Annotated in this window: 21 protein-coding genes and 2 tRNA genes; 10 read left to right on the top strand and 13 right to left on the bottom strand. The window is 72.7% G+C overall.

Annotation, left to right across the window (positions count from 1 at the left end; translation table 11 throughout):
• Positions 1-33: 33 nt before the first annotated feature.
• Both GQS52_RS12675 and GQS52_RS12670 read right to left on the bottom strand, forming a co-directional pair.
• Positions 34-1,347, bottom strand: a complete 1,314-nt coding sequence (locus GQS52_RS12675; protein ID WP_182313561.1) for a serine/threonine-protein kinase — start codon at positions 1,345-1,347, stop codon at positions 34-36.
• Positions 1,348-1,382: 35 nt separating this feature from the next.
• The gene (locus GQS52_RS12670; RefSeq protein WP_182313560.1) at positions 1,383-1,925 is read right to left on the bottom strand and encodes a helix-turn-helix transcriptional regulator; all 543 of its coding nucleotides are present in this window, start codon (positions 1,923-1,925) and stop codon (positions 1,383-1,385) included.
• A gap of 149 nt (positions 1,926-2,074) precedes the next feature.
• On the opposite strand from GQS52_RS12670, the gene GQS52_RS12665 reads away from it, so the two are divergent.
• Positions 2,075-2,147 (top strand) — tRNA-Ala (locus GQS52_RS12665).
• Positions 2,148-2,226: 79 nt separating this feature from the next.
• Here GQS52_RS12665 and GQS52_RS12660 read toward each other — a convergent pair.
• Positions 2,227-3,105 carry a DUF5324 family protein gene (locus GQS52_RS12660; protein ID WP_259370748.1) on the bottom strand — a complete coding sequence of 293 codons (879 nt, stop codon included), beginning with the start codon at positions 3,103-3,105 and terminating at the stop codon, positions 2,227-2,229.
• 177 nt (positions 3,106-3,282) lie between these two features.
• Between GQS52_RS12660 and GQS52_RS12655 the strand changes: the two genes are divergently transcribed.
• Positions 3,283-3,810: a peptidylprolyl isomerase gene (locus GQS52_RS12655; RefSeq protein ID WP_182313559.1), complete on the top strand. Its 528-nt coding sequence runs from the start codon at positions 3,283-3,285 to the stop codon at positions 3,808-3,810.
• 88 nt (positions 3,811-3,898) lie between these two features.
• A complete protein-coding gene (locus tag GQS52_RS12650) occupies positions 3,899-4,786 on the top strand; it encodes a rhomboid family intramembrane serine protease (RefSeq protein WP_259370747.1) in 888 nt (295 codons plus the stop codon).
• Between the two features lie 254 nt (positions 4,787-5,040).
• Here GQS52_RS12650 and crgA read toward each other — a convergent pair whose 3' ends face one another.
• Positions 5,041-5,295: a cell division protein CrgA gene (gene crgA, locus GQS52_RS12645; RefSeq protein WP_182313558.1), complete on the bottom strand. Its 255-nt coding sequence runs from the start codon at positions 5,293-5,295 to the stop codon at positions 5,041-5,043.
• 139 nt (positions 5,296-5,434) lie between these two features.
• Between crgA and GQS52_RS12640 the strand changes: the two genes are divergently transcribed.
• From GQS52_RS12640 to GQS52_RS12620, 5 genes are all read left to right on the top strand, one after another.
• Positions 5,435-6,163 (top strand): DUF881 domain-containing protein, encoded by a 729-nt coding sequence (locus tag GQS52_RS12640; RefSeq protein WP_259370746.1) that lies wholly within the window; start codon positions 5,435-5,437, stop codon positions 6,161-6,163.
• Between the two features lie 128 nt (positions 6,164-6,291).
• A complete protein-coding gene (locus GQS52_RS12635; protein ID WP_182313557.1) occupies positions 6,292-6,468 on the top strand; it encodes a hypothetical protein in 177 nt (58 codons plus the stop codon).
• Positions 6,465-7,094, top strand: a complete 630-nt coding sequence (locus GQS52_RS12630; protein ID WP_182313556.1) for an aminodeoxychorismate/anthranilate synthase component II — start codon at positions 6,465-6,467, stop codon at positions 7,092-7,094. The genes GQS52_RS12635 and GQS52_RS12630 overlap by 4 nt, the downstream gene beginning before the upstream one ends.
• Before the next feature lie 806 nt (positions 7,095-7,900).
• The gene (locus GQS52_RS12625; protein WP_259370745.1) at positions 7,901-9,244 is read left to right on the top strand and encodes a class E sortase; all 1,344 of its coding nucleotides are present in this window, start codon (positions 7,901-7,903) and stop codon (positions 9,242-9,244) included.
• 129 nt (positions 9,245-9,373) lie between these two features.
• Positions 9,374-10,036, top strand: coding sequence for a class E sortase (locus GQS52_RS12620; RefSeq protein WP_259371106.1), 663 nt, complete (start codon positions 9,374-9,376; stop codon positions 10,034-10,036).
• Positions 10,037-10,122: 86 nt separating this feature from the next.
• Here the strand turns inward: GQS52_RS12620 and pknB are convergent, their stop codons facing one another.
• The 6 genes from pknB to GQS52_RS12590 form a co-directional block, all read right to left on the bottom strand.
• The gene (pknB, locus tag GQS52_RS12615) at positions 10,123-12,111 is read right to left on the bottom strand and encodes a Stk1 family PASTA domain-containing Ser/Thr kinase (RefSeq protein ID WP_182313554.1); all 1,989 of its coding nucleotides are present in this window, start codon (positions 12,109-12,111) and stop codon (positions 10,123-10,125) included.
• A 145-nt stretch (positions 12,112-12,256) separates the two neighbouring features.
• A complete protein-coding gene (locus GQS52_RS12610; protein WP_182313553.1) occupies positions 12,257-13,720 on the bottom strand; it encodes a penicillin-binding transpeptidase domain-containing protein in 1,464 nt (487 codons plus the stop codon).
• On the bottom strand, positions 13,717-15,138 hold the full coding sequence (locus tag GQS52_RS12605) for an FtsW/RodA/SpoVE family cell cycle protein (protein WP_182313552.1): 1,422 nt from the start codon (positions 15,136-15,138) through the stop codon (positions 13,717-13,719). Before GQS52_RS12605 ends, GQS52_RS12610 begins: the two co-directional genes overlap by 4 nt.
• A 34-nt stretch (positions 15,139-15,172) precedes the next feature.
• Positions 15,173-16,870, bottom strand: coding sequence for a PP2C family serine/threonine-protein phosphatase (locus GQS52_RS12600; RefSeq protein WP_182313551.1), 1,698 nt, complete (start codon positions 16,868-16,870; stop codon positions 15,173-15,175).
• 102 nt (positions 16,871-16,972) lie between these two features.
• Positions 16,973-17,482 (bottom strand): FHA domain-containing protein, encoded by a 510-nt coding sequence (locus GQS52_RS12595; RefSeq protein ID WP_182313550.1) that lies wholly within the window; start codon positions 17,480-17,482, stop codon positions 16,973-16,975.
• Between the two features lie 10 nt (positions 17,483-17,492).
• A complete protein-coding gene (locus tag GQS52_RS12590; protein WP_182313549.1) occupies positions 17,493-18,350 on the bottom strand; it encodes a DUF3662 and FHA domain-containing protein in 858 nt (285 codons plus the stop codon).
• Positions 18,351-18,766: 416 nt separating this feature from the next.
• Here GQS52_RS12590 and GQS52_RS12585 point away from each other — a divergent pair.
• Positions 18,767-18,850 (top strand) — tRNA-Leu (locus GQS52_RS12585).
• Positions 18,851-18,994: 144 nt separating this feature from the next.
• Here the strand turns inward: GQS52_RS12585 and GQS52_RS12580 are convergent.
• Entirely contained in the window at positions 18,995-19,420 is a 426-nt protein-coding gene (locus GQS52_RS12580) for a MarR family transcriptional regulator (protein WP_182313548.1), read from the bottom strand.
• Positions 19,421-19,508: 88 nt separating this feature from the next.
• On the opposite strand from GQS52_RS12580, the gene GQS52_RS12575 reads away from it, so the two are divergent.
• Complete coding sequence (locus tag GQS52_RS12575) at positions 19,509-20,636, top strand: hypothetical protein (RefSeq protein WP_182313547.1); 1,128 nt, start codon at positions 19,509-19,511, stop codon at positions 20,634-20,636.
• Between the two features lie 41 nt (positions 20,637-20,677).
• Here GQS52_RS12575 and GQS52_RS12570 read toward each other — a convergent pair whose 3' ends face one another.
• A complete protein-coding gene (locus tag GQS52_RS12570; protein ID WP_259370744.1) occupies positions 20,678-22,336 on the bottom strand; it encodes a SpoIIE family protein phosphatase in 1,659 nt (552 codons plus the stop codon).
• A complete protein-coding gene (locus GQS52_RS27760; protein ID WP_259370743.1) occupies positions 22,312-23,466 on the bottom strand; it encodes a PAS domain-containing protein in 1,155 nt (384 codons plus the stop codon). Before GQS52_RS27760 ends, GQS52_RS12570 begins: the two co-directional genes overlap by 25 nt.
• Positions 23,467-23,504: the final 38 nt, after the last annotated feature.

The raw sequence follows: 23,504 nt of genomic DNA, 5'->3' as shown, positions 1-23,504 counted from the left end.
CGGCCGACGGTGACCGGGTGGCGGGCCGGGCGGTCAAAGCTGCAGGAGGGCCCAGATGCCGACGGCGAAGCAGGCGAGCGCGACCACCAGCACCGGGACCGCAACCTTGGCCGGGGGGCCCGACGGGGGGCCCTGCCGGGCGCGGCGGGCCGCCGCCCGGCCGCCGGCAGGAGGGGCCGGGGCGAGCGGTCCGGCCCCGGGGTGGGCGGCCGAGTACGGCTTCGTGCCGCCGGAGTGGGCGGGTGCGTACGGGCTCTGCCGGCCGGCGGGCACGGGCGGCACGTGAACGGGCTGCCCGGCGGCCGGCACCATCGGGCCGGGAGGCGCAGGAGGCGCAGGAGGCGCGGGGGGCTGCGGCCCGGGCCCGGCGGCCGGGATCGGCGGCAGGCCCTCGGAGCCCGGCAGCGGGGGCGCGCCCGGCAGCGGGGGCGGCGGCAGGAGGGGGAGGCGGAAGGCGTTCGCCACGGTCAGTGGACCGTCCGGTCCGAACCCCTCCGGCAGCGGCCCCAGTTGGTCGAAGACCTCGACGGCCTCCTCCTCGGGGGAGCTCTCGGGGAGGAGGTCCCGGGCCGCGGCGAGGGCCTTGCGGGCTCCGGTGGCGGATCGGAAGCGGGCGTCCGGGTCCGGGTTCAGCAGGGTGGCCACCACCTGCCACAGCGGCTCGGGGATGCCCTGGGGGGCAGGCGGCACCCCTCCGGTGGTGAACTGGTCCACCAGGGCGTGCGCGTCGGGCTTGTGGCCGCTGAGCATGAACAGCGCCACCAGCCCCACCGCGAACAGGTCCTGCGGGAAGTCCGGTTCGGCGCCCATCAGTTGCTCGGGCGCGAAGTAGCCGGGGGTGCCGACGACGTAGTTGGCCTCGGTCAGCCGCGGTTCGCCCTTGCGCATCGAGATGCCGAAGTCCGACAACCGCAGCCGGGGGGTGCCGGTGCCGGTGGCGTCCAGCAGCAGGTTGGCCGGCTTGATGTCGCGGTGCACCACGCCCTCGGCGTGCACGGCGGTCAGGCCGGCCAGGAGCTGGTCGAGCAGGACGCACACCAGCCGCGGGGGCAGGGGGCCGTAGTCGCCGACCAGGTGGGCCAGCGACCCGCCGCGCACCAGGTCCATGGTGAACAGGACCTTGTCGTCGTCCGCGGCCCAGCTGTTGGGGGCCAGGACGTAGGGGTGGTCGATGCGCAGGGCCTGTTCGCGGACGAACCGCAGCAGGGAGTGCGCGTCGCGCTGCTGGAGGACCTTGGCCGCGACGTAGCGGCGCCTGCGGTGGTCCCAGGCCCGCCAGATCTCGCCCACGCCGCCGCGGCCGATCGGGTCGACCAGTTCGTACCGACCCGCGAAGACCTCACCCATCCTGCCGTGACCGCCCTTGATCTGGCCTGCAACCGTCAGCTCTGGTGGGCCTCGTAGTGGGCCACCGCGTCGTCGGTGCGACCGGCACCGTAGACACGCAAGAACTCTGCCAGTTCGTGATGGTCCGCCGCGAGGGCGTCTGCCGCCTTCAACAGCTCCTGGGCCGAGGCCAGGGAGCGCAGGAGGAACTGGATCTCGCGCACGACCCGGCGTGTCGGGGAGGCGTTGGGGACGGCGGTGCTGCTGGTGGGGTTGAGCACCGAGACGGCCGACTGGCGGATCTCGTCCATGCGGGCGGTGGCGTCGGCGGCGGTGGCGCTGCCGTCGCAGACCTGGGCGGCGAGGTCCTGCAGCGCCTGGAGGCGCTGGACGACGGCCGGGTTGCCGATCTTGGCCCGGTTGCCGCTCATCAGCTGCGACAGCATGGGGGCGGACAGCCCCAGGACGCCGGCGAGCTTGGCCTGGTTGAGGCCGAGGTCGGCGATGAGCCGGCGGAAGAGGTCGCCCAGCGGTTCTCCGTACCAGCTGCGCTGGAGCTCCCGGGCACGGGTGGCGGCATCGGTGGTCGGCGATTCCATGAGGGCTCCTCGATGCGGGCCCGGCGCGGTCGGCCACGCCGGTTTGCGCTTGCGAACATCCGCAAACCATCCTACGGAAGCGGATACCCGGTCGGGAATCCTCCCCGCACCCGGTACCCTGGTTCCGGCGATCGCCCCGCGGTCGCCGAGGGGCCTTAGCTCAGTTGGTAGAGCGCCGTCTTTGCATGGCGGATGTCAGGGGTTCGACTCCCCTAGGCTCCACACCGCAGCAGCGCGGGACCGCCCCGGCGGTCCCGCGCTGTCGTGCTTCCCGCGGTCCGGCACCCGGACCGCGCGGCGGTCAGGGCCGTTCGCCCTCCTCACCCTCCTCGTGCTCCTTCCGGGCCTTCTCGGCGGCCTCGGCCTGGGTCCTCTCGGCCTCCGCGATCGCCTCGGCGCGGTTCTCCTCGGCCTGTTCGGCCATGGCGCCGGCCTCCGTGGCGCCCGTGGCGGCCGCCGGGCCGGAGCCGTCCACCGCTTCCAGCCCGGCCCGGGTCGACGTGGCGCCCTGCGGGGAGCGGTCACCGAGTTCGGTGGGGGCGGGGGCCTCCACGAGCCAGTCGGGGGTGGTCTGCCGGTTCCACCAGTTCCAGGCGGCCCAGGCGCCGCCGGCCAGTGCGCCGACGGCCAGCAGGCGCTTGGCGAACCGCCCGTTGCGCTCCCGCCGCCGGTGCCTGCGGACGAGCTGCTCGATCTCCTCGGCCGTCACGCCGCCGCGCAGTGCCGCCAGTGCGGCGGCGCTGCGGGTGACTGCCTCGTCGCGGACCGGGACGGTGGCGGCGACGGTGGCGGCGACGGCGCTCTCCACCAGCGGCAGGGCGTGGTCGGCGGCCTGGCGGACCGTCCTCCGGGTCTGCTGGGCCGCGCTCTCCACGGCGTGCTCGACCTTCGGCGGGACCGCCTCCCGGGCCTGTTCCAGCAGCGGCACCACGCGGGTGTCCAGCTGGGTGCGGGTCGTGCGGCGGGCCTGGTCGACGGCGGACGCGACCTTGGGCGCCAGGTGCTGGCGGGCCTCGTCCGTGTAGTGGGCGGCGGCGCCGCGGGCCGCCTCGGCGTACGGAATCACCACCTCCACGGCGTGCCGTACCCCGTCCCTGGTCCGGTCGGCCGCGGCGCGCCCGTCATGCCTCAGCTGGGCAGTAGTGCATCCCTTGGTCAGGGAGGCAGACTTGCGGGTCACGAGAACCTCCTCGTCGGTGGTATTCGGAATGTCGCCTTTCCACCGGGGGAAAGATCATTCCTGTTTCCGTCCCGGACGCCTCGTACGGCCCCGTCCCGGACCCGGGTGGGCACGGGCCGTCGTGCGCCGCTCGTGGGAGGATGGGGGGCTGTCCGAGAAATCGAGGGAAGGCGCATCGTGGCCGACCAGCTCCATGCCACCATCAAGACCAACCACGGCGACATCCGGGTGCGGCTCCTGCCGAACCACGCCCCCAAGACCGTGAAGAACTTCGTCGAGCTCGCCGAGGGCAAGCGGGAGTGGACCGACCCGGCCACCGGGGCACCGACCACCCGGCGCCTGTACGACGGGACCGTCTTCCACCGCGTGATCAGCGGTTTCATGATCCAGGGCGGTGACCCGCTGGGCAACGGCACCGGCGGCCCCGGCTACAAGTTCGCCGACGAGTTCCACCCGGACCTGTCGTTCAACAAGCCCTACCTGCTCGCGATGGCCAACGCCGGCCCGGGCACCAACGGCTCGCAGTTCTTCATCACGGTCTCGCCGACCGCGTGGCTGACCGGCAAGCACACCATCTTCGGTGAGGTCGCCGACCAGGAGAGCCAGCGGGTCGTCGACGCCGTCGCGGCCGTGCAGACCAACCCGCGCACCGACCGTCCGGTGCAGGACGTGGTCATCGAGTCGGTGACCGTCTCCGAGGGCTGACCGGACGGCGCACCGGCCGGGAACGTTCCGCCCCGTCCGTCCGTCATGACGGGCGGGGCGTCGCCGCGACGTGAGGGAAGGTCTCGCAGTGGTCCACGAACCGGAGAGCCGGCCGGCTCCGCACGAGGGCGCCGGTCCGCGCGCCTGCTACCGGCACCCGGACCGGCCGGCGGGGGTGTCCTGCACCCGCTGCGACCGCCCGGTCTGCCCCGACTGCATGGTGGAGGCGCCGGTCGGCCACCAGTGCCCCGAGTGCGTGCGGGAGGGCTCCCGCACGGTGCGCCGGGCGCGCACCGTGTTCGGCGGCCGCCCCGCGGAGAACACCCGCCTGGTCACCATGGTCCTGATCGGGATCAACCTGGCCGTCTTCCTGCTGGTGCAGGCGGGCGGAAAGCCCCTGCTGAACGACCTGCTCCTGGTCGGGCGGGCCTGGAGCGGCGACGGCCCGGTCGGCGTGGCCGAGGGCCCCGGCCAGTGGTACCGGCTGCTGACCGCGGTCTTCCTGCACTGGGAGATCACGCACATCGGGTTCAACATGCTGTCGCTGTACTGGCTCGGCCCGCAGCTGGAGGCGTCCCTGGGGCGTGCGCGGTTCCTGGCGCTCTACCTGCTCTCCGGCCTCGGCGGCGCGGCCCTGTCGTTCCTGCTGGCCCCGCCGAACTCCGCGTCCCTCGGCGCCTCGGGAGCGATCTTCGGGCTGCTGGGCGCCACCGTGGTGATGATGCGCCGGATGAAGTACGACCTGCGGCCGATCATGATCCTGCTCGCGCTGAACCTGGTCTTCACCTTCACCTGGCCCAACATCGACTGGCGGGCCCACATCGGCGGCCTGGTGACCGGCGCGGTGGTCGCGCTGGGCATGATGCACGCGCCCCGGGGCGCGGCGCGGCCGCTGGTGCAGTGGGGGACCTGCGCCGTCGTGCTGCTGGCGATCGTGGGGACGGTGTGGGCGGGGACCGTGCAGATCACCGGCTGACCCCGGTGCGCGGAACGTTATCCACAGCAGTTGTCAAATCCTGTGCACCCGATCCGGTGCACCTGTGACGCGCAGGGTTGACCTGCGGTTTCATCACCCGTACGGAGAAGGGGCGGCGGTCCGGAGTCCGGGCCACCACCCCTTCGCACGCCGACTCCACACGGGTTATCCACAGGTCTTCGGATCTTTTCCCCACTGTGGATAACGGTGTGGACAACGCGGCCGAAGAGCTCGGCGGAACTGCCGGGAGCGCCCTACTTCCACTGGGTGGAGACCACGAACCCACCCGCGATGAAGCCGAACCCGGCCACGATGTTCCAGTTGCCCCACGCCTCGACGGGCAGAGAGCCCTGGGTCACGTAGAAGACCACGATCCAGGCCAGGCCGATGCCGAAGAGGGCCAGCATCACCGGAGCCACCCAACTCCGGCCGCTGCTCAGCTTTATGGCCTGCTGCTTCTCCGGCGGCGGGGTGAAGTCCGACTTCTTGCGGATCCGTGACTTCGGCACGAGGGACTCTCCTGTCGATGCGCTGCGTCACCGCGCGGGGCTCGCGTGGGTGTGCGGGTTGTCGGAACTCGGGGAACAAGGTGCCCCCCGGCGTCCGTTAGCGTAGTGCTTCCTCGGGTCGGAAGGAGATAAGGGTACGGTGAGCAGATCCGTCGTGCCCCGGCTGCTGACCGCCGGAATCTTCGCGCTGGCCGGACTGCTGTTCTGGATCAGCTTCGACACCTCCCGCGGAACCGACCTGCGCAGCGACGACTCCATGCTCCGCCTCTCCGACCTGATCCGCGAGAAGAGCCGGGACAACGCACACCTGGAGGACGGGCTCGCGGACACCCGCCGGAGCATCGACGCCCTCGCCGGGGCCGGCGCCACCGACCCGGCCCTCGACAAGGCGTTCCGCAGCGTCCGGCAGAAGTCCGGCGGCACCCCCGTCTCGGGGCCCGCGGTCACCGTCACCCTCACCGACGCGCCCCCCGACGCCGGGCCGCGCGTCTCCGGCGTCCCCGACCCCCGCCCCGACGACCTGGTCATCCACCAGCAGGACCTGCAGGCCGTGGTCAACGCCCTGTGGCGGGGCGGCGCCGAGGGCATCCAGGTCATGGACCAGCGGCTGATCTCCACCAGCGCGGTGCGCTGCGTGGGCAACACGCTCATCCTCCAGGGCCGCGTCTACTCCCCGCCCTACGTCGTCAAGGCCGTCGGGGACCGGAAGAAGCTCGTCCGGGCCCTCGACCGGGACCCGGTGATCCAGAACTACCTGCTGTACGTCGAGGCGTACGGGCTCGGCTGGAAGGTCGAGGAAAGCGACCGGGACACGCTGCCGGGGTGGTCGGGAACGGTCGACCTCCACTACGCACAGCCGGTGCAGTGAGCCGGCCGGCCCGGCCGGGGACGGCGGGCCGTGGGCGGAGGACCGGGCGTACCGCTTTCCGCGACTGACTCACCCACGGCGCCGGTGGCCCTTTACTCTGGTGCACGACCTATTGGGAAAGGGACCGTATGTACGGCTGGATCTGGCGGCATCTGCCGGGCAACGCATGGGTGAGGGCGCTGATCTCCCTCGTGCTGGTCCTGGCTGTCGTCTTCGTGCTCTTCCAGTACGTCTTCCCGTGGGCGGAGCCGCTGCTGCCGTTCAACGACGTGACGGTGGACAGCGAGAACGGGGCCGCAGGATGAGCGCGCGCATCCTGGTCGTCGACAACTACGACAGCTTCGTCTTCAACCTCGTCCAGTACCTCTACCAGTTGGGCGCCGAGTGCGAGGTGCGGCGCAACGACGAGGTGGAGCCCGCCCACGCGCGGGACGGGTTCGACGGGGTCCTGCTCTCCCCCGGCCCGGGCAACCCGCAGGAGGCGGGGGTGTGCATCGACATGGTGCACCACTGCGCCGCGGCCGGGATCCCGCTCTTCGGCGTCTGCCTGGGACTGCAGTCGATCGCCGCCGCCCACGGCGCGGTCGTGGACCGGGCCCCCGAGCTGCTGCACGGCAAGACGTCCCCCGTGCTCCACGAGGGCGCGGGAGTCTTCAACGGCCTGCCGTCGCCCTTCACGGCCACCCGGTACCACTCGCTGGCGGTCGTCGAGGAGACCGTGCCGGAGGAGCTGGAGGTCACCGCCCGGACCGACAGCGGCGTGATCATGGGGCTGCGCCACCGAGACCTGCCGGTGGAGGGCGTCCAGTTCCACCCGGAGTCGGTGCTCACCGAATGGGGTCACCGCATGCTGGCCAACTGGCTGGTGCACTGCGGCGACCTGGACGCTGTGGACCGGTCGGCCGGCCTGGCGCCGGTGATCGGGAAGTGACGGGACTCCGCCCCGAGCACGCGGGCGGATTCCCCGACCCGGCCCGTGAACAGCCCGCCTACGAGACGACGGGCGAGATCAGGGCGGCGGTCGAACAGCTCGGCGATCCGCTGAACGACCCCCTGCCGGGGCGCGGGAGCGCCGCCGGCCGGGGCCCGGGCGCGGACGGGCGGCCCGGTACGGGCGGGGTGGCCGGGTCGGCCGGGGCGGCCGGGTCGGCCGGGTCGGATGCCGCGTCGGAGGCCCACGGGTCGCCGTGGTTCCACCCGCACGCCGTCCCGCAGGCCGACCTCCAGGAACCCCCGCAGGCCTGGCCGGGCCCGGACGGAGCCGCAGGACGGCCGCAGCCCGCGCACCTGGCGGCCCCCGGAGTACCCGTCGCCCCCGTGCCGCCCGCTGTTCCCGTGCCGCCGGCCGGCCGGTTCCCCGAGGACGGCCCGCCGCCCCCGCCCCTTCACGGAGCCGGGCCCGGCCCTGCCGGCCGGCCCGTCCGCCCTGCCGACGGGGGCGGGCCGCCCCGGCCGCGCAGGGCGTTGGTGATCGCGAACGAGGCGGCGACGGAGCTCCTGCCGGTGATCGGCCCGGGCCCCGGGCCCGCCGCTCCTCCCTCCGCACCCGGCGGTCCCGTCCCCCCGTTCCCCCACCCCGGCGGCCCCGCCGCGGCTCCTGCCGGGCCTGCGGCCTCCGGGCCCCCTGCTGCCCCCGGCGGGCGCGCGGCCCGCCGCAGAGCCGCGCAGGCGGCCCGGGGAACCGCCGTCGGCGCCCCCGCGAGCGGTCTCGACGGCTTCCCACCGGGAGGCCTCCCGGTGGACGGCCTCCCGGCGGACAGCCTCCCGGTGGACGGCCTCCCGGCAGGGGGCCCCGCGGCGAGCGGGGTCGTGCCTGAGGGAGCCGGGGCGCCGCCCGCCGTGCCCGTGACCCCCGGCGGGCGGGCGGCCCGCCGCAGGGCCGCGCGGGCGGCACAGGCGGCCGCCCCTGACGCATCTGACGCCCCTGCCGTTCCGGGGGCGCCAGCCGCTCCCGGGGCCCCCGTCACGGACGCGGGGACGCAGGCGCCGCCCGTCGTTCCGGGCGGGCGCGCGGCGCGCCGCAGGGCGGCCCAGGAAGCCGCCGGAAGACACGGCCGTGCCACCGGGCCCCGCGACGGCGCGGACGGAGCTGCCGCCCCCGTCGTCCCCGCGGCCTCCACAGCTTTCCCCGCTCCTTCTACTCCTCCTGCTCCCGGCGGCGCGGGGTCGCTCCCCGCCGACGCGCCCACGGCCGTCCTGCCCGCCCTGGCGGACCCCGTCCCCTCCGCGGACGCCGCCCGCACCGTCCCCGCCCCGCCCGGGGGCGGCCGGGCCGCCCGTCGCCGGGCGCGCGCGGCGGGGACCGGCGCCTCCCCGGGGCCGTCCGCGTCCGCGGAGTCCCCCTCCCCCGTCCCCGGCGGGCGCGCGCAGGCGCGGCGCGCGGCGCGGGCGGCCAGGGGCGGCCCGGCGGTGGTCGCCAGCCAGGTGGCCGGCGAACTGTTCATCACGCTGGGCGTGCTGATGCTGCTCTTCGTCGCCTACCAGCTGTGGTGGACGAACGTGCTGGCCCTCCAGGAGGCCGGCGGCCGGGCCGACGAACTGCAGAGCCAGTGGAAGGACAAGGGCGACAAGGGCGCCCGGGACCCCGGTGCGTTCGAGCCGGGCCAGGGCTTCGCCATCATCTACATCCCGAAGCTGGACGTGAAGGCGCCCATCGCGGAGGGCATCGACAAGCACAAGGTGCTCGACAAGGGCCTGGTCGGGCACTACGGGGAGGCGCCCCTGGAGACGGCGATGCCCTGGGACGAGCAGGGCAACTTCGCGCTGGCCGGGCACCGCAACACCCACGGTGAGCCGTTCCGCTACATCAACCGCCTCGAACCCGGTGACGAGATCATCGTCGAGACGGCCGACCGGTACTACACGTACGAGATGGCGAGCATCCTGCCGCAGACCCCGCCGTCCAACGTGGCGGTGATCGATCCGGTGCCGGAGCAGGGCGGCTTCACGCAGCCCGGCCGGTACATCACCCTGACCACGTGCACCCCCGAGTTCACCTCCACGTACCGGATGATCGTGTGGGGCAAGATGGTCGACGAACGCCCGCGCAGCAAGGGCAAGCCGGACGCTCTGGTGGGATGAGCGCCCGGAGGACATGAGAAGACGGGACACGCGGTGACGACGGCGCAGGACAGTGAGAACGACCAGACCTCCGGCCCGGCCGCGGCCGCCGGCGGCGGGACCGGCCCGGCTTCCCGCAGGGGGCGCGGGATCGTGGCGGCCACCGTCAGCTTCGTCGGCGAGCTGCTGATCACCGTCGGCCTGGTGCTCGCCCTGTTCGTCGCCTACTCGCTGTGGTGGACCAACGTCCTGGCCGACCGGGAGGCGGGCCGGGACGCCGACCGGGTCCGCCAGAGCTGGTCCGACAAGGGGCCGGGCGAGCTGGACACCAAGGACGGCGTCGGCTTCCTCCACGTCCCGGCCATGGACGACGACCCGGTGCTGGTCAAGAAGGGCACCGACGGCGACATCCTCAACGCCGGCGTGGCCGGCTACTACACGGACCCGATCAAGGCCGCCCTGCCGTGGGAGAAGGACGGCAACTTCTCCCTGGCCGCCCACCGCGACGGCCACGGCGCCAAGTTCCACAACATCCACAAGATGAAGGACGGAGACCCGGTCGTCCTCGAGACCAAGGACACCTGGTACGTCTACAAGGTCTACAAGACCCTGCCGTCCACCTCGAAGTTCGACGTGGACGTGCTGCAGCAGATCCCGGAGAAGTCCGGCGCCACGAAGAAGAGCAAGTACATCACCCTGACCACCTGCACCCCGATGTACACCTCCGACTACCGCTACATCGTGTGGGGCGAGCTGGAGCGCACCGAGAAGGTCGACGCCGACCGCACCCCGCCGAAGGAACTGCGCGGATAACGGGCCCGGACACGGCGAACGACGACGGGGCCCGCGGACACAATGTCCGCGGGCCCCGTCGTCACTGCCCTTCCCGGTACCGGGCGTCAGTCGTTCCAGTCGCTGCCCTGGCCGAAGATGACTCCCCCGTCCCCGCCGCCGTCGATCTTGACGGTCTGCAGGACGACGGTGTCCCCCTTCTTGAGCGGGGTGCCTGCGGGCGGGTTGGTGCCCGCCACCACGGCCTTGTCGGAGTTGTCGCCGCTGATCTGGATCTGCAGGTCCAGGTTCAGCGCCTTGAGCGCATCCTCGGCCTGCTTCACCGGCTGACCGGTCAGGCCGGGCATTGCCTGGGTGGCGGGGGCCTTGGCGAGCCGCAGGGTCACGGTGGAGCCCGGCGCGACCTGCTGGTTGCCCGCCGGGGACTGCTGCACGACCGTGCCCTCCGCCTGGTCGGCCGTCTCGATCGGCTCGCCGATCGCCGGCGTCAGGCCTGCGCCCTTGATCTGCGCCTCGGCATCCGCCTGTGTCCTTCCGATGACGTCCGGTACGCCGACCCGGTCCTCCTCCTTGGCGACGACCAGCCTGATCGTGCTGCCCTTCTTGGCCGTCTCCCCGCCGTCGGGGCTCTGGCGCAGCACGGTGCCCGGCTCCTCGTCGGCGACCTCCTGCTTCTGGGTCACCTCGAACCCGGCGTCCTTGAGCTCCTGCTCGGCTTCGTCGATCTTGTCGCCGACGACGTCCGGGACCTCGACGGGCGCCTCGCCCTTGGACATCTTGACCGTGACGGTCTCGCCCTCGGCGAGCTTGGTGCCCTTCTCCGGGTCCTGGGAGCAGACGGCGTCCACCGGTTCGTCGCAGAACTCGGTGCCGCCCTTCTCCACGAGCAGACCGACGTTCTTCACGGATCTCTCCGCCTCGGTGAACGTCTTGCCCTTGAGGTTGGGCACCACGGAATCGTCGCTGCCCGAGCCGCCGCTGAAGAGCTCCTTGCCGAGGAAGATCGACAGGATCAGCACCACGACCGCGGCGGCCACCAGCAGGATCGTCGAGGTGTTGCTCTTCTTCTGCTGCTGCCGGCGGCCCGCGCGCGACGGCTCGTCGTAGCCGTAGCCGCCGTCGTCCTCGCGCATCGGCGGGAGCATCGAGGTGGGGGCGGCACCGCCGTGGGCGGGCATGGCGGTGGTGGCGGCCTCGGAGTAGCCGCCGTCGCCGGCGTAGGCACCGGCGCCGGCGGGCATGGCGGCGGCCACCGGCAGGCCGTCGAGGGCCCGCTCGATGTCGGCGCGCATCTCGTCGGCGCTCTGGTAGCGGTCCTCCCGGTTCTTGGCCAGCGCCTTGAGCACGATGGCGTCCATCGCGGGCGTGACCTCGGGGTCGTACACCGAGGGCGGCTGGGGCTCCTCGCGGACGTGCTGGTAGGCCACGGCCACCGGGGAGTCGCCGACGAACGGCGGACGCACGGTGAGCAGCTCGTACAGCAGGCAGCCGGTGGAGTACAGGTCGGAGCGGGCGTCGACCTGCTCGCCCTTGGCCTGCTCGGGGGAGAGGTACTGCGCGGTGCCGATGACGGCGGCGGTCTGGGTCATCGTCATGCCGGCGTCGCCCATGGCGCGGGCGATGCCGAAGTCCATGACCTTGACCTGGCCGTTGCGCGTGAGCATCACGTTCGCCGGCTTGATGTCGCGGTGGACGATGCCGCTGCGGTGGCTGTACTCGAGGGCCTGGAGGATGCCGATGGTCATCTCCAGGGATCTCTCCGGGAGGAGCTTGCGACCGGAGTGCAGCAGCTCCCGGAGGGTGGATCCCTCGACGTACTCCATCACGATGTAGGGGATGGAGATCCCGTCGACGTAGTCCTCGCCGGTGTCGTAGACGGCGACGATGGCCGGATGGTTCAGCGAGGCCGCCGACTGGGCCTCGCGCCGGAACCGGGCCTGGAACGTCGGGTCACTGGCGAGGTCCGTGCGCAGGGTCTTCACTGCGACGGTGCGGCCGAGCCGGGTGTCGTGGGCGATGTAGACCTCGGCCATGCCGCCACGGCCGAGCACCCCGCCCAGTTCGTACCGGCCGCCGAGGCGACGCGGCTCTTCCATGGTTTCCAGCCTCTCCCTCACCGATGCGTGTGGCTGCTCGCCCATACGCTACCGGGCGTACCGCGTCGACCCCGGCCCCCGGAGCGAGCTGATACCCGACCGGTACACGTACGGGCGGACAGCGGCCGGGGAGAGGTGGCCATTCTCACTTGCCGAGGACCGCCTGCATGACGCCCTTGGCGATCGGGGCCGCCAGGCCGCCGCCGGAGATGGACTCGCGGGCCGCGCCGGAGTCCTCGACCACGACCGCGACCGCCACGGGCGAGCCGTTGTCGGTCTTGGCGTAGGAGATGAACCAGGCGTAGGGGTTCTTGCTGTTGTTCTCGCCGTGCTGCGCGGTACCGGTCTTGCCGCCGACGGTCACGCCCGGGATCTGGGCGTTCTTGCCGCTGCCGTCGGTGACCACGAACTCCATCATCTGCTGGAGCTTCTGCGCGTTCTCGGCGGACATGGCCTCGGACAGTTCCTCCGGCTCGGTCTGCTCGATCACGTCGAGGTCGGGGGCGCGGAGCTGATCAACCATGTAGGGCTGCATCAGCTTGCCGTCGTTGGCGATGGCGGCGGTGACCATGGCCATCTGCAGGGGGGTGGCGGCGACGTCGAACTGGCCGATGGCGGACAGTGCGGCCTCGGAGGGCTCCATCTCGGTCGGGAAGCGGCTCGCTTCGGCCCGGACGGGGACGAACTGCTCCTCGTTGAAGCCGAACTTCTCTGCCTGCTTGGCCATCTTCTCCACGCCGAGGTCGGAGCCCAGCTTGCCGAAGACGGTGTTGCAGGAGAACTGCATGGCGACCTTCAGTGAGGCTTCCTTGCAGGGCTCGTTGACCAGGTTGGGCAGCGGGGTCGTGGTGCCCGGCATGATCCACGGCAGCGGCGTGTCCGTCTTCTCGTCGATGCTGCTGTAGCGCTTGTTCTCCAGGGCCGCGGCGGCGGTGACGACCTTGAAGGTCGAGCCCGGCGGGTAGGTCTCCCGCAGGGCCCGGTTGAGCATGGGCTTGTCCTTGTTGTCCTCGCTGCTGAGCTCCTGCCAGTTCTTGGTGTCCGTCTTGAGGGAGTTGCCCGCGATCTTCGACGGGTCGTAACTAGGGGTGCTGGCGAGGGCGAGGATGGCGCCGGTCTGCGGGTTTATCGCGGCCACGGCGCCCTTCTTGTCGCCGAGGCCCTTGAACGCGGCCTTCTGCGCCGCGGCGTTGAGCGTGGTGACGACGTCACCGCCCTGCTGGTCCTTGCCGGTCAGCATGTCGACGGTGTTGCTGAAGAACAACCGGTCGTCGTTGCCGGTGAGGATGCCGTCGTAGATGCTCTCCAGCTGGGTGCTGCCGAAGGCCTGAGAGGAGAAGCCCGTGACCGGGGCCCACATCTCGCCGTTCTTGTAGGTGCGCTTGTACTTGAAGTCGCTGCCGGAGGTCTCGGCGGAGCCGGTGATCGACTTGCCGCCGACGATGATGTTGCCGCGTTCCTGTGCGTACCGCTGGATCTCGACCCTGCGGTTGTTCTTGTGGGTCTTGAACTCGTCGGCCTGGACGAACTGCAGCCAGTTGCTGCGCACGAGCAGGGCGAGGACCAGCAGGCCGCAGAAGATGGCGACCCGTCGCAGGGGCTTGTTCACAGTCGGACCACCTGAGTCGGTTCCGCGTCAGGACTGGGTGCCGGCGCGGGTGCCGGCCTGCGGGCGGTGTCGCTGATGCGGATGAGGATCGCGATGAGCGCCCAGTTGGTGATGACGGAGGATCCGCCCTGGGCCAGGAACGGCATGGTCATACCGGTCAGCGGAATGAGGTTCATCACACCGCCGGCCACGATGAAGACCTGCAGGGCGAAGGCGCCGGAGAGGCCGACGGCGAACAGCTTGCCGAACGGGTCCCGGGCGGCCAGGCCGGTGCGGATGCCGCGCTGCACGATCAGTGCATACAGCATGAGCACGGCCATCATCCCGGCCAAGCCGAGCTCCTCACCGACAGTGGCGAGGATGAAGTCGCTCTTGGCGGCGAAGCCGATCAGGTCGGAATGACCCTGTCCGAGGCCGGTGCCGAGCACCCCGCCGGAGCCGAAGGCGAACAGGGCCTGCGCGGCCTGGTCGGAGATGAGGCCATCGGGCCGCTGTTCCGGGGGCAGGAAGATCGCCATCGGGTTGAGCCAGGCGACGATGCGCTGCTGGACGTGCGACTCGAAGGTGGCCACCGCCGCCGCGCCGGCCGCCGACATCAGCAGGCCGAAGAGGATCCAGCTGGTGCGTTCGGTCGCGACGTAGAGCATCACGATGAACATGCCGAAGAAGAGGAGCGAGGTGCCCAGGTCGGTCTCGAAGACCAGGATGAGGATGCTCAGCGCCCAGACGGTGAGGATGGGGCCGAGGTCGCGGCCCCGGGGCAGGTAGAGCCCCATGAAGCGGCGGCTGGCCAGGGCCAGGGCGTCGCGCTTGACCATCAGGTAGCCGGCGAAGAAGACGGCGATGATGATCTTGACGAACTCGCCGGGCTGGATGGAGAAGGAGCCGATGCGGATCCAGATCTTCGCGCCGAAGTCCTCCTCGCGGGCGGGGAAGAACGCGGGCGCGGCCAGCAGCACCAGTGCGACCACCATGGAGATGTAGGTGTAGCGCTGGAGTATGCGGTGGTCCTTGAGGAAGATCAGGACGATCACGAATCCGGCCACGCCCAGGGTCGACCACATCAGCTGGTTGGAGGCGGCAGTGCCCTGCCCCAGCTGCCGCAGCCGCTCGGACTGGTCGAGCCGCCAGATGAGCACCAGGCCCAGGCCGTTCAGCAGCGTGGCCAGCGGCAGCAGCAGCGGGTCGGCGTAGGGGGCGAAGCGGCGCACGACTATGTGGGCGACGGCTGCCAGCAGGGCCATGCCGAGACCCATGCCGAGGACTCCGGCCGGCACCGTGCCGTCGATGGCCAGGCCGACGTTGATGTAGGCGAAGACCGGGATGACGACGGCGAAGGCGAGCATCAACAGCTCGGTGTTCCGCCTGCTCGGGGCTCCGATCGACCCGATGGTGGTTGTGTTGCTGACGACGCTCACTCGTTCCGCCTCCGCCCCCCTGCGTGCTCGTTGCTTACTGCCGGCCTGTGTCGCACTGCTGGGCCAGCTTCTGCTCCTCGGGGGAGAGGGAGAGGCTGGGTGCCGGGTCGGCGGCCGCCTTGCCGTCCGATCCGTCCGGTCCGCCCGGCTTGCCGGTCCCGCCCGCGTCCGGCGCGGTCGTGATCCCCGGTGAGGGCGTCGCAGTGGCCATGGGGACGGTCAGGGAGGCCGGGAGGAGCGACCGGACGGAGAAGCTCATCGCCGCGGGGGCTGCCGGGTTCTCCCCCACCACCGCTCCCCCGCCCGTGCCCGTGCCGCCGGCCGAGGGGGAGGAGCCGGGCTGCGCCGGCCTGCCGGTGCTGCCCGAGGCGTCCTTCTCCTTCTCCCTCTCCTTCGCCTCCTGCTCACGCTGCTGGTCGATCAGGACGACCTTCTCGCAGACCACGGCCTGCTTGAGGAGGGCGCCGACCTTGGCGTCCGCCTCCGCGAGGCTGTTGACCGCGATGGTCTCCCGCACCTGCTTGCGCTGGTAGTTCGGCAGGTACTTGAGTTCGATGTCGGGGCGGTCCTCGTGGATCTGCGACAGGCTGATCCACGCCAGGTCCTGGTCCACGCCCCGGTAGACGGCGACGTGGTCGTCCTCGGTTCCGACGTAGTACTGGGTCTGGGTCCAGCGCCAGCCGCCGTACAGGCCGCCGCCGACCACGCCGAGGGCCAGGACGATCAGTGCCGTGTTCTTGAACCAGCGGCCCTTGCGGCGCGGCTTGCCCAGGTCGGCCCCGGCGTACGCGCCGAAACTGCCCTGCTGCAGGTCGTGGCCGCCGCTCCCGGGCGGCCCGAAGGCGCCCTCGGGTGCGGGGGCGGGCGGGGGCACGTTGCGGCCCAGCTCGGAGGCGCGGCCGGCCGGGGTCTGCATCGCCCGCTGGTCGGCGATCGCGTGCTGGTTCTCGGCCACCGCGCCCACCACGACCGGGGCGTCGTGGAGCCGGCCGGCCAGGGTGTCGCCGTCGTCGGTGTCGAGGACGTCGGCGACGATGCAGGTGATGTTGTCGGGGCCGCCGCCGCGCAGGGCGAGCTGGATCAGCTCCTGCACGGTCTCCTGCGGACCGCGGTAGCCGGCGAGGGTCTCCTCCAGGGTCTGGTGGCTGACCACGCCGGACAGGCCGTCGGAGCAGATCAGGTACCGGTCGCCGGCGCGGACCTCGCGGATGGACAGGTCGGGCTCGACCTGTCCGCGGCCGTCGAGCGCCCGCATCAGCAGGGAGCGCTGCGGGTGGGTGCCGGCCTCCTCCTCGGTGATCCGGCCCTCGTCGACCAGGCGCTGCACCCAGGTGTGGTCCTGGGTGATCTGGGAGAGCGAGCCGTCGCGCAGCAGGTAGGCGCGGGAGTCGCCGACGTGCACCAGGCCGAGGCGCTGGCCGGTCCACAGCAGGGCGGTGAGCGTGGTGCCCATGCCCTCGAGCTGGGAGTCGTCCTCGACCATGACGCGCAGCTGCTCGTTGGCCCGCTGCACGGAGCGGCCGAGCGCGGTGAGCAGGTCGGAGCCGGGGATGTCGTCGTCGAGCTGGACGAGGGCGGAGATCACCTCGGAGCTGGCGACCTCGCCGGCCGCCTGGCCGCCCATGCCGTCGGCGACCGCGAGGAGACGTGGGCCGGCGTAGCCGGAGTCCTCGTTGCCCTCGCGGATCATGCCCTTGTGCGACCCCGCTGCGAAGCGCAGAGAAAGACTCATGCGCACCTCGCCCGTCGGCTCCGGGTACATCCGCACGGTGCCCACCCTCCGATGCTGAGCTTTCCCAGTCCGCTCGGTCCGCTCGGTTCAGCCATTGTGCGACTACTTCCGCAGCTCGATGACGGTCTTGCCGATGCGGATCGCCGCACCGAGCGGGACCGGCTGCGGCGCGGTGAGCCGCGACCGGTCCAGGTAGGTGCCGTTGGTCGACCCCATGTCCTCGACGATCCACTGACCGCTCTGGTCGGGGTAGATCCTGGCATGACGGCTGGACGCGTAGTCGTCGTCCAGCACGATCGTCGAGTCGTGCGCCCGGCCGAGGGTGATCGTCTGGCCCTGGAGGGCGACGGTCGTGCCGGCCAGGGACCCCTCGACGACCACGAGCTTCGTCGGGGCGCCGCGGCGCTGGCGCGGGGACTGCCGGCTCTGCTGCCGGCCTCCCGACGCCTGCGGGCGCTCCCGCTCGGGGGCGGGCCGGGCGCGGCCGCCGCCGCGCTGGGTCACCCGGGTACCGAACAGGTCGCTGCGGATGACCTGCACCGCGACGATGACGAACAGCCACAGTACGGCGAGGAAACCCAACCGCATGACCGTCAGGGTCAGCTCTGACATTGGCCCCGCTTCACCCTTCGGCTTGCCGGTACACGATGGTGGTGCTCCCCACGACGATGCGGGAGCCGTCGCGGAGCGTAGCGCGCGTGGTGTGCTGCCCGTCCACGACGATGCCGTTCGTCGACCCGAGGTCCTGGATCGTCGACGGGGTTCCGATGCGGATCTCGCAGTGCCGGCGGGAGACGCCGGGGTCGTCGATCCTGATGTCGGCCTCGGTGCTGCGCCCCATGACCACGGAGGCCCGGGACAGCTGGTGCCGGCTGCCGTTGATCTCCACCCAGCGGCGGGTCGTCGCGGACCCGCCGCCGGTGCCGGGGAGCCGGGTCACCGGGGAGTGCGGCTGCGCGCCGTGGCCGCCGTACGGCTGCACGCCGGGCGGGCCGGGGGGCACGGGCGGGGGGGAGGCGGGCTGGGGCGGGTAGCCGTAGCCGCCGCGCGCCCCGGGGCCCGGGGAGGGAGCGGGCTGCCCGCCGCCGGAGGGCGACTGGGACTCGCTCGAGGCCAGGGTGCGGCTGCGCACCCGGTACAGGCCGGTGTCCAGGTCGTCGGCCTTCTCCAGGTGGACGCTGATCGGGCCCATGAAGGAGTAGCGCTGCTGCTTCGCGTAGTCGCGCACCATGCCGGACAGCTCGTCGCCGAGCTGCGCGGAGTAGGGGCTGAGGCGTTCGTAGTCGCCGGTGCTCAGCTCGACGATGAAGTCGTTCGGCACGACCGTGCGGTCACGGTTCCAGATCTGGGCGTTGTTGTCGCACTCGCGCTGGAGTGCGCCCGCGATCTCGACGGGCTGGACCTCTGACTTGAACACCTTGGCGAAGGTGCCGTTGACGAGACCCTCGAGCCGCTGCTCGAAGCGCTTCAGGACCCCCATGGGGCACCTCCCTCCTCGACGTCCACTCGAATCATCCTGGTACTGCTTACTGATCGTATCCACGCTCGGGGGAAACAAGTGGTTCCCTGCCGTCCCCGCAGCGGCGGGTGTCGACGCTCACACGGCTCCGCCCGCCCGGTACCCCTTGCCCGGGGCGGGCCCTCCGGACACCAGTGGCCGTCCGTCCGTGCCGTTCCCGTCGTCCCGTCCGCGTTCGTGGCCGGCGTCGCCGCCCCCTCTCCCACCACACGGATCGTAGAGGTCCCCCGCACCAGTGTCCCGCAACCGGAGTGAGCCCAATGGATGTGAAGGCACCCCGTACGACGTGCTAATGTTCTCGATGTCGGAAGGCGAACCGGCAGAAACCGGGCCAGGGGGCCGGGTTGATGCGGGAGAGTCCGAGGACAACACCCAATGCGCGGGTGGCGGAATAGGCAGACGCGCTGGATTCAGGTTCCAGTGCCCGAAAGGGCGTGGGGGTTCAACTCCCCCCTCGCGCACAGAGAAACCGGGAACGGGCTTCTCTCGAGTGACGAAGGTCACTCGAGAGGGGCCCTTTCTCGTTGTCCGGAACGATGCGGCGGCGAAGCGCTGCGGTGACGGGGCGGCGGGCGCGGTGGCGCGCCCGCCGGGGTGCCGGGCGGTCAGGGGCGGGCTGCGTTGTAGCGGGTGAGGTAGTCGGCGAAGCGGGCGAGGTCCTCGGCGTCCCAGTCGGCGAGGCGCTCGTCGAACATGCGGCGCCGGTTGCGGGCGGCGGTGGCCAGGGCCTCGGCGCCGCGGGGTGTGGTGTGCAGCATCTGCACCCGGTGGTCCTCCGGGTCGGGGCGGCGCTCGACGAAGCCGAGCTTCTCCAGGGCCGCGACCTGCCGGCTGACCGTCGACTTGTCGAGCAGGTAGTGCACGGCGAGGTCGGTGGCCCGGCAGCCGCTCCGCTCCTCCAGGTGCGCGAGCAGGGTGAAGGAGACCAGGGACAGTTCCGGGTGCATGCGGGCGGCGGTGCCGCGGGCCCGCCGTGCGAACGCGGTCATCTCCCGCTGGATGGTCTCGAGGTTCTCGTTCCTGGACGCCATGGCCGCTCCTCCCAATTTTACTTGCATATTACAACCGATGTGTAAGTTGTATAAAGCAACGACTTTCGACGACAAGGAGTCCCGGCCGATGCCCGCCACCGGCGCGCCCGCCCGCCGCACACAGCCCGGGACGCTGCGGCACGTCCTCACCCACCTGATCACCCCCCTGCTGATGTGCGCGGGGATGGGACTGGCCTACCTGGGCGCCTTCCACCAGCCGGAACCCCACGGCCTGCGGGTCGACGTCGTCGGACAGGGGCGGGCGGCGCAGGCCCTGGCCCGGACCGTCGAGGACGGGGCGGGCGGCGCGCTCGACGTCCGCACGGTGGCCACCCGCCGGGAGGCGGTCGACGCGCTCGAACACCGGGAGGTCGCCGGCGCCTACCTGCCGGCGGCGGGCGGGGGGACGCCCGAACTGCTGGTGGCCACGGCGGCCTCCGGGACCACCGCGTCCGTCGTGGAGGCCGCGTTCACCGAAGTGGCCGCGCACCGGGGCTCCCCGCTGGAAGTGACGGACGTCACCGAACCGGCAGAGGGCGACCCGACCGGGCAGGGCCTGTTCTTCCTGCTGGTCGCGCTGAGCATCGGCTCGTACGCATCCGTCGCCGTGATCGGCGGGGCCGGAGCGGCGCTGCCGCTGCGGACGCGCGCCGCACTGGGCCTGGGCACCGCACTCGCCGTCAGCGTCATCGGGACCCTGCTCGCCGGGCCCGTCTTCGGCCTGGTGGAGCACGGACTCGGCGGCGTGTGGGCGCTGGCCTGGGCGTACTCGGCCGGGATCCTGTGGCTCGGCACCGGTCTGCACACCTTCCTCGGACGGTGGACCACGCTCGCCATGACGACGCTGTTCGTCATGCTCAACTTCACCAGCTCCGGCGGCATTTTCGAACCCGCGCTGCAGCCCGGGTTCTTCGGCGCACTGCACGCGTTCTGGAACGGCGCCGGATTCGTCGAGGGCGCCCGCGGCCTGGTCCACTTCGGCGGCCTTCATGTCGGCCGCAGCGTGCTGGCCCTCGCGCTGTGGGCGGTCGCCGGACTGCTGATGCTGAGCATCGCGCACCTCGCGGAGGAGCGGCGCCGCAGGGCCGGGGCCGGGGCCGCCGATGCCGGGGCAGCCGGGGTCGGCAGCCGTGCGGCGGCCGCCCACCACCGTGCCTCCCTCCACGACGACCCGGAGGTCGAGGAGGAGGCGGAGGAAGAGGCCGTGGGCGTCTGACGCCCGGCGGGACCCCGGCGGGGCGCCGCTTCAGGCGGCCGTCACTGCGGCAGGGGGAGCTCGAACCAGACGACCTTGCCCACGGCCCTCCGGCCGGTCCCCCACCGGGTGGACAGGTGGCTGACCAGGCCCAGGCCGCGTCCGTCCTCGTCGTGCGCCTCGGCACTGCGCAGCTGGGGCAGGTTGTGGTCGTTGTCGCCGACCTCGACCAGCAGCTTGCCGACCCGCATCAGGCGCAGCTCCACCGGGCCCGTCCGGGTCTGCAGGGCGTTGGTCACCAGCTCGCTCACCAGCAGCTCGGTGGTGTCGGCCAGCCGGTCCAGCCCCCAGTCGGCCAGCTGCTTGCGGGTCAGCGCCCTGGCCCTGCGGACCTCCTCCCCGGCGGCCTCCAGCTGCCAGGTGGCGACGTCCTCGGGGGCGATGCCCTCGAACCGGGCGACCAGCAGGGCGACGTCGTCCTGACGGTCCTCGGAGTGGACGCGGCCGAGGATGGCGTCGCACACCTCCTCCGGGGTCTGCCCGGGGTCGATCACGGCCCGGCACAGGTCGGCCAGCCCGTCGTCTATGCCCTGGCCGCGCACCTCCACCAGGCCGTCGGTGCACAGCACCAGCCAGCTGCCGTCCGGGACCGGGACCTCGACCGTCTCGAAGGCCACCCCGCCGACCCCGATGGGCGCCCCGTGGGGGATCTGCAGCAGCTCGCTGGGGCCGCCCTCGGGGCGCGCCAGGACCGGGGGGATGTGCCCGGCGTTGGCCAGGGTGAGAGTGCGGTGGATCGGGTCGTAGACGGCATACACGCAGGTGGCCAGGTGGTCCTGGCCGAGGCGGTGCGCGAGGTTGTCCAGGTGCCGCAGGAGCTGGGCCGGGGGCAGGTCGAGAGCGGCCATGGTCTGCACGGCGGTGCGGAACTGGCCCATCACGGCGGCCGAGTGCAGCCCGTGCCCCATCACGTCGCCGACCACCAGCGCGACCCGCCCGCCGGGCAGCGGGACGGCGTCGAACCAGTCCCCGCCGACCTGGGCCCTGCGGTCGCCCGGACGGTAGCGGTGGGCGATCTCCACGCCGGGGATCCGCGGCGGCCGAGTGGGCAGCATGCTGCGCTGGAGGGTCGCCGCGGCCCGTGACTCCAGCCGGTGCAGGCGGGCGTTGTCCAGGTGCAGGGCGCCGCGCGCGGCCAGTTCGGCGGCGGTGGCCACGTCGGTGGTGCCGAAGGGCCGGCGCCCGGCGTCGCGCACCAGGACCATGCGCCCCAGCACGGTGCCGCGTGCGGTCAGCGGCTGCACCAGCAGTGACCGGCCCGCCAACCGCGGACCGGCGGACGGCATCCCCAGGTCCGAGGCGAGGTCCTCGGCGAGCGCCGGGTCGACGCCGGGGACGAGCAGCGGCTCGCCGAGCCGGGCCCGGGGCCCGTTCACGGCCGGGGCGACCGCGCCGCCCTCCGCCGGGGGCTCCTCCCACCTCGGTGCCCCGTCCTCGTGGGCGAGGACCACCCGGCGCACCGCCACCGGCCCGTCGGCCCGGTCGCCGTCGGCCGGCTCGGTGTCGGTGTCGGCGAACAGGTGGTCGACGACGAGCACCGCGGCGAAGTCCGCCAGGTGAGGCACCGCGACGGAGCACAGCTCGCGGGCCGTGGTCTCCGGGTCCAAGGTGGTGCCCAGCCGGGTGCCGATGGTCCTCAGCAGGGCGAGCTGCCCCTCCACCGAGCGGTCGGGAGCGGCGATCGGGGGAGCGGGGCGGGAGCGGCGGCCAGGGCCGTCGGCCCGCGGCCCCTCGTCCCCGCGCCGTCCTCGGACGGGACCGGGGACGGGGTTGCGGCCGGTGCCGCGGCCGTGTCCTCCGGGAGGGGGCGGACGGCCGTGCCGCCGGACGGAGCCGGTGCCGCGCCGGACGGGACTGCGGCGGGCGGGACTGCGGCGGGCGGGGCCGTGCCGGACGGTGCAGGCCGGCCGGGGATTCCGTGGCGGGGCGGGGGCAGCAGCTCCCGGCGCGCCCCGCGGGAGTGGCCGCGGGCGTGGCCGTGGTCGCGCGCCTGCCCGCGGCCGTGGTCGTGCCCCTGGCCGACCGGTCGGCCGCGGCCGCCGGCGGCGGGTGCCGGGCCCGGCGTTTCGTGCGGCAGCACCGGAACCGGGAGGGAGCCGTCCACGGACAGCACCGGCAGGCCCAGCCGGAGGACCTGCCGCACGGCCCGGCCGGAGCGGGTCGGCCCCGTACCGGGCAGCACGCCGCCCAGGCGCCGGGCGAGGCGTTCGCCGAAGCCGTCGTCGAAGGCCCTGGACATTCCGGCCGTGACCGTCATCACCGCCCGCCCGGACCGGGCGGGCCACACGGCCGCGAAGGAGGGCGGGCCCTCGCCCAGGGAGAGCCGGGGGCCGTGGGAGCGCAGCGGTCCGGCGTCCGCGGCCAGGACCAGCAGGCCGGAGCCGGCTGCTCCGGAGGTCCGGTAGCCCCACCACAGGGCGTCCCGCTCGGTCCCGCCGCCCGTGGTGACCGCCATCGAACCGGCCCAGGCGTCCCGGGCGAGGCCGTCCAGGACGGCGAACGCGCCGGGACCCGCCCCGCCCCCGGCCCGCACGGCTGCCGCGGCCGGCCGACCGACGGGGGCGGGCGGGGCCGGCACAGGCAGCAGTTCCGCGGCAGGGCGGCCGAACACGGTGTCCCAGTGGTGGCCGAAGAGTTCCCCGGCGCAGTGGTTCCAGTAGGAGATCCTGCCGTCGGGCCCGACGGCCACGACGGCCAGCCGCAGCAACGCGGCCACCGGGCTCGGTGCGAGCCGGGAGGTGTGCACGGCTGCTTCCCGCCCCTGCTCCGGCGGATCGGGATGATCGGTCATCACATCGCCCCACTGCGCCCGCGGTTCTTTTCCCGCCG

The sequence above is a fragment of the Streptomyces sp. SCUT-3 genome (assembly GCF_014083985.1).
Taxonomy (GTDB): Bacteria; Actinomycetota; Actinomycetes; order Streptomycetales; family Streptomycetaceae; genus Streptomyces_H; species Streptomyces_H thermolineatus.
The sequence above is the reverse complement of the archived record's forward strand: the minus strand, read 5'-3'. Positions and strand labels throughout refer to the sequence as shown.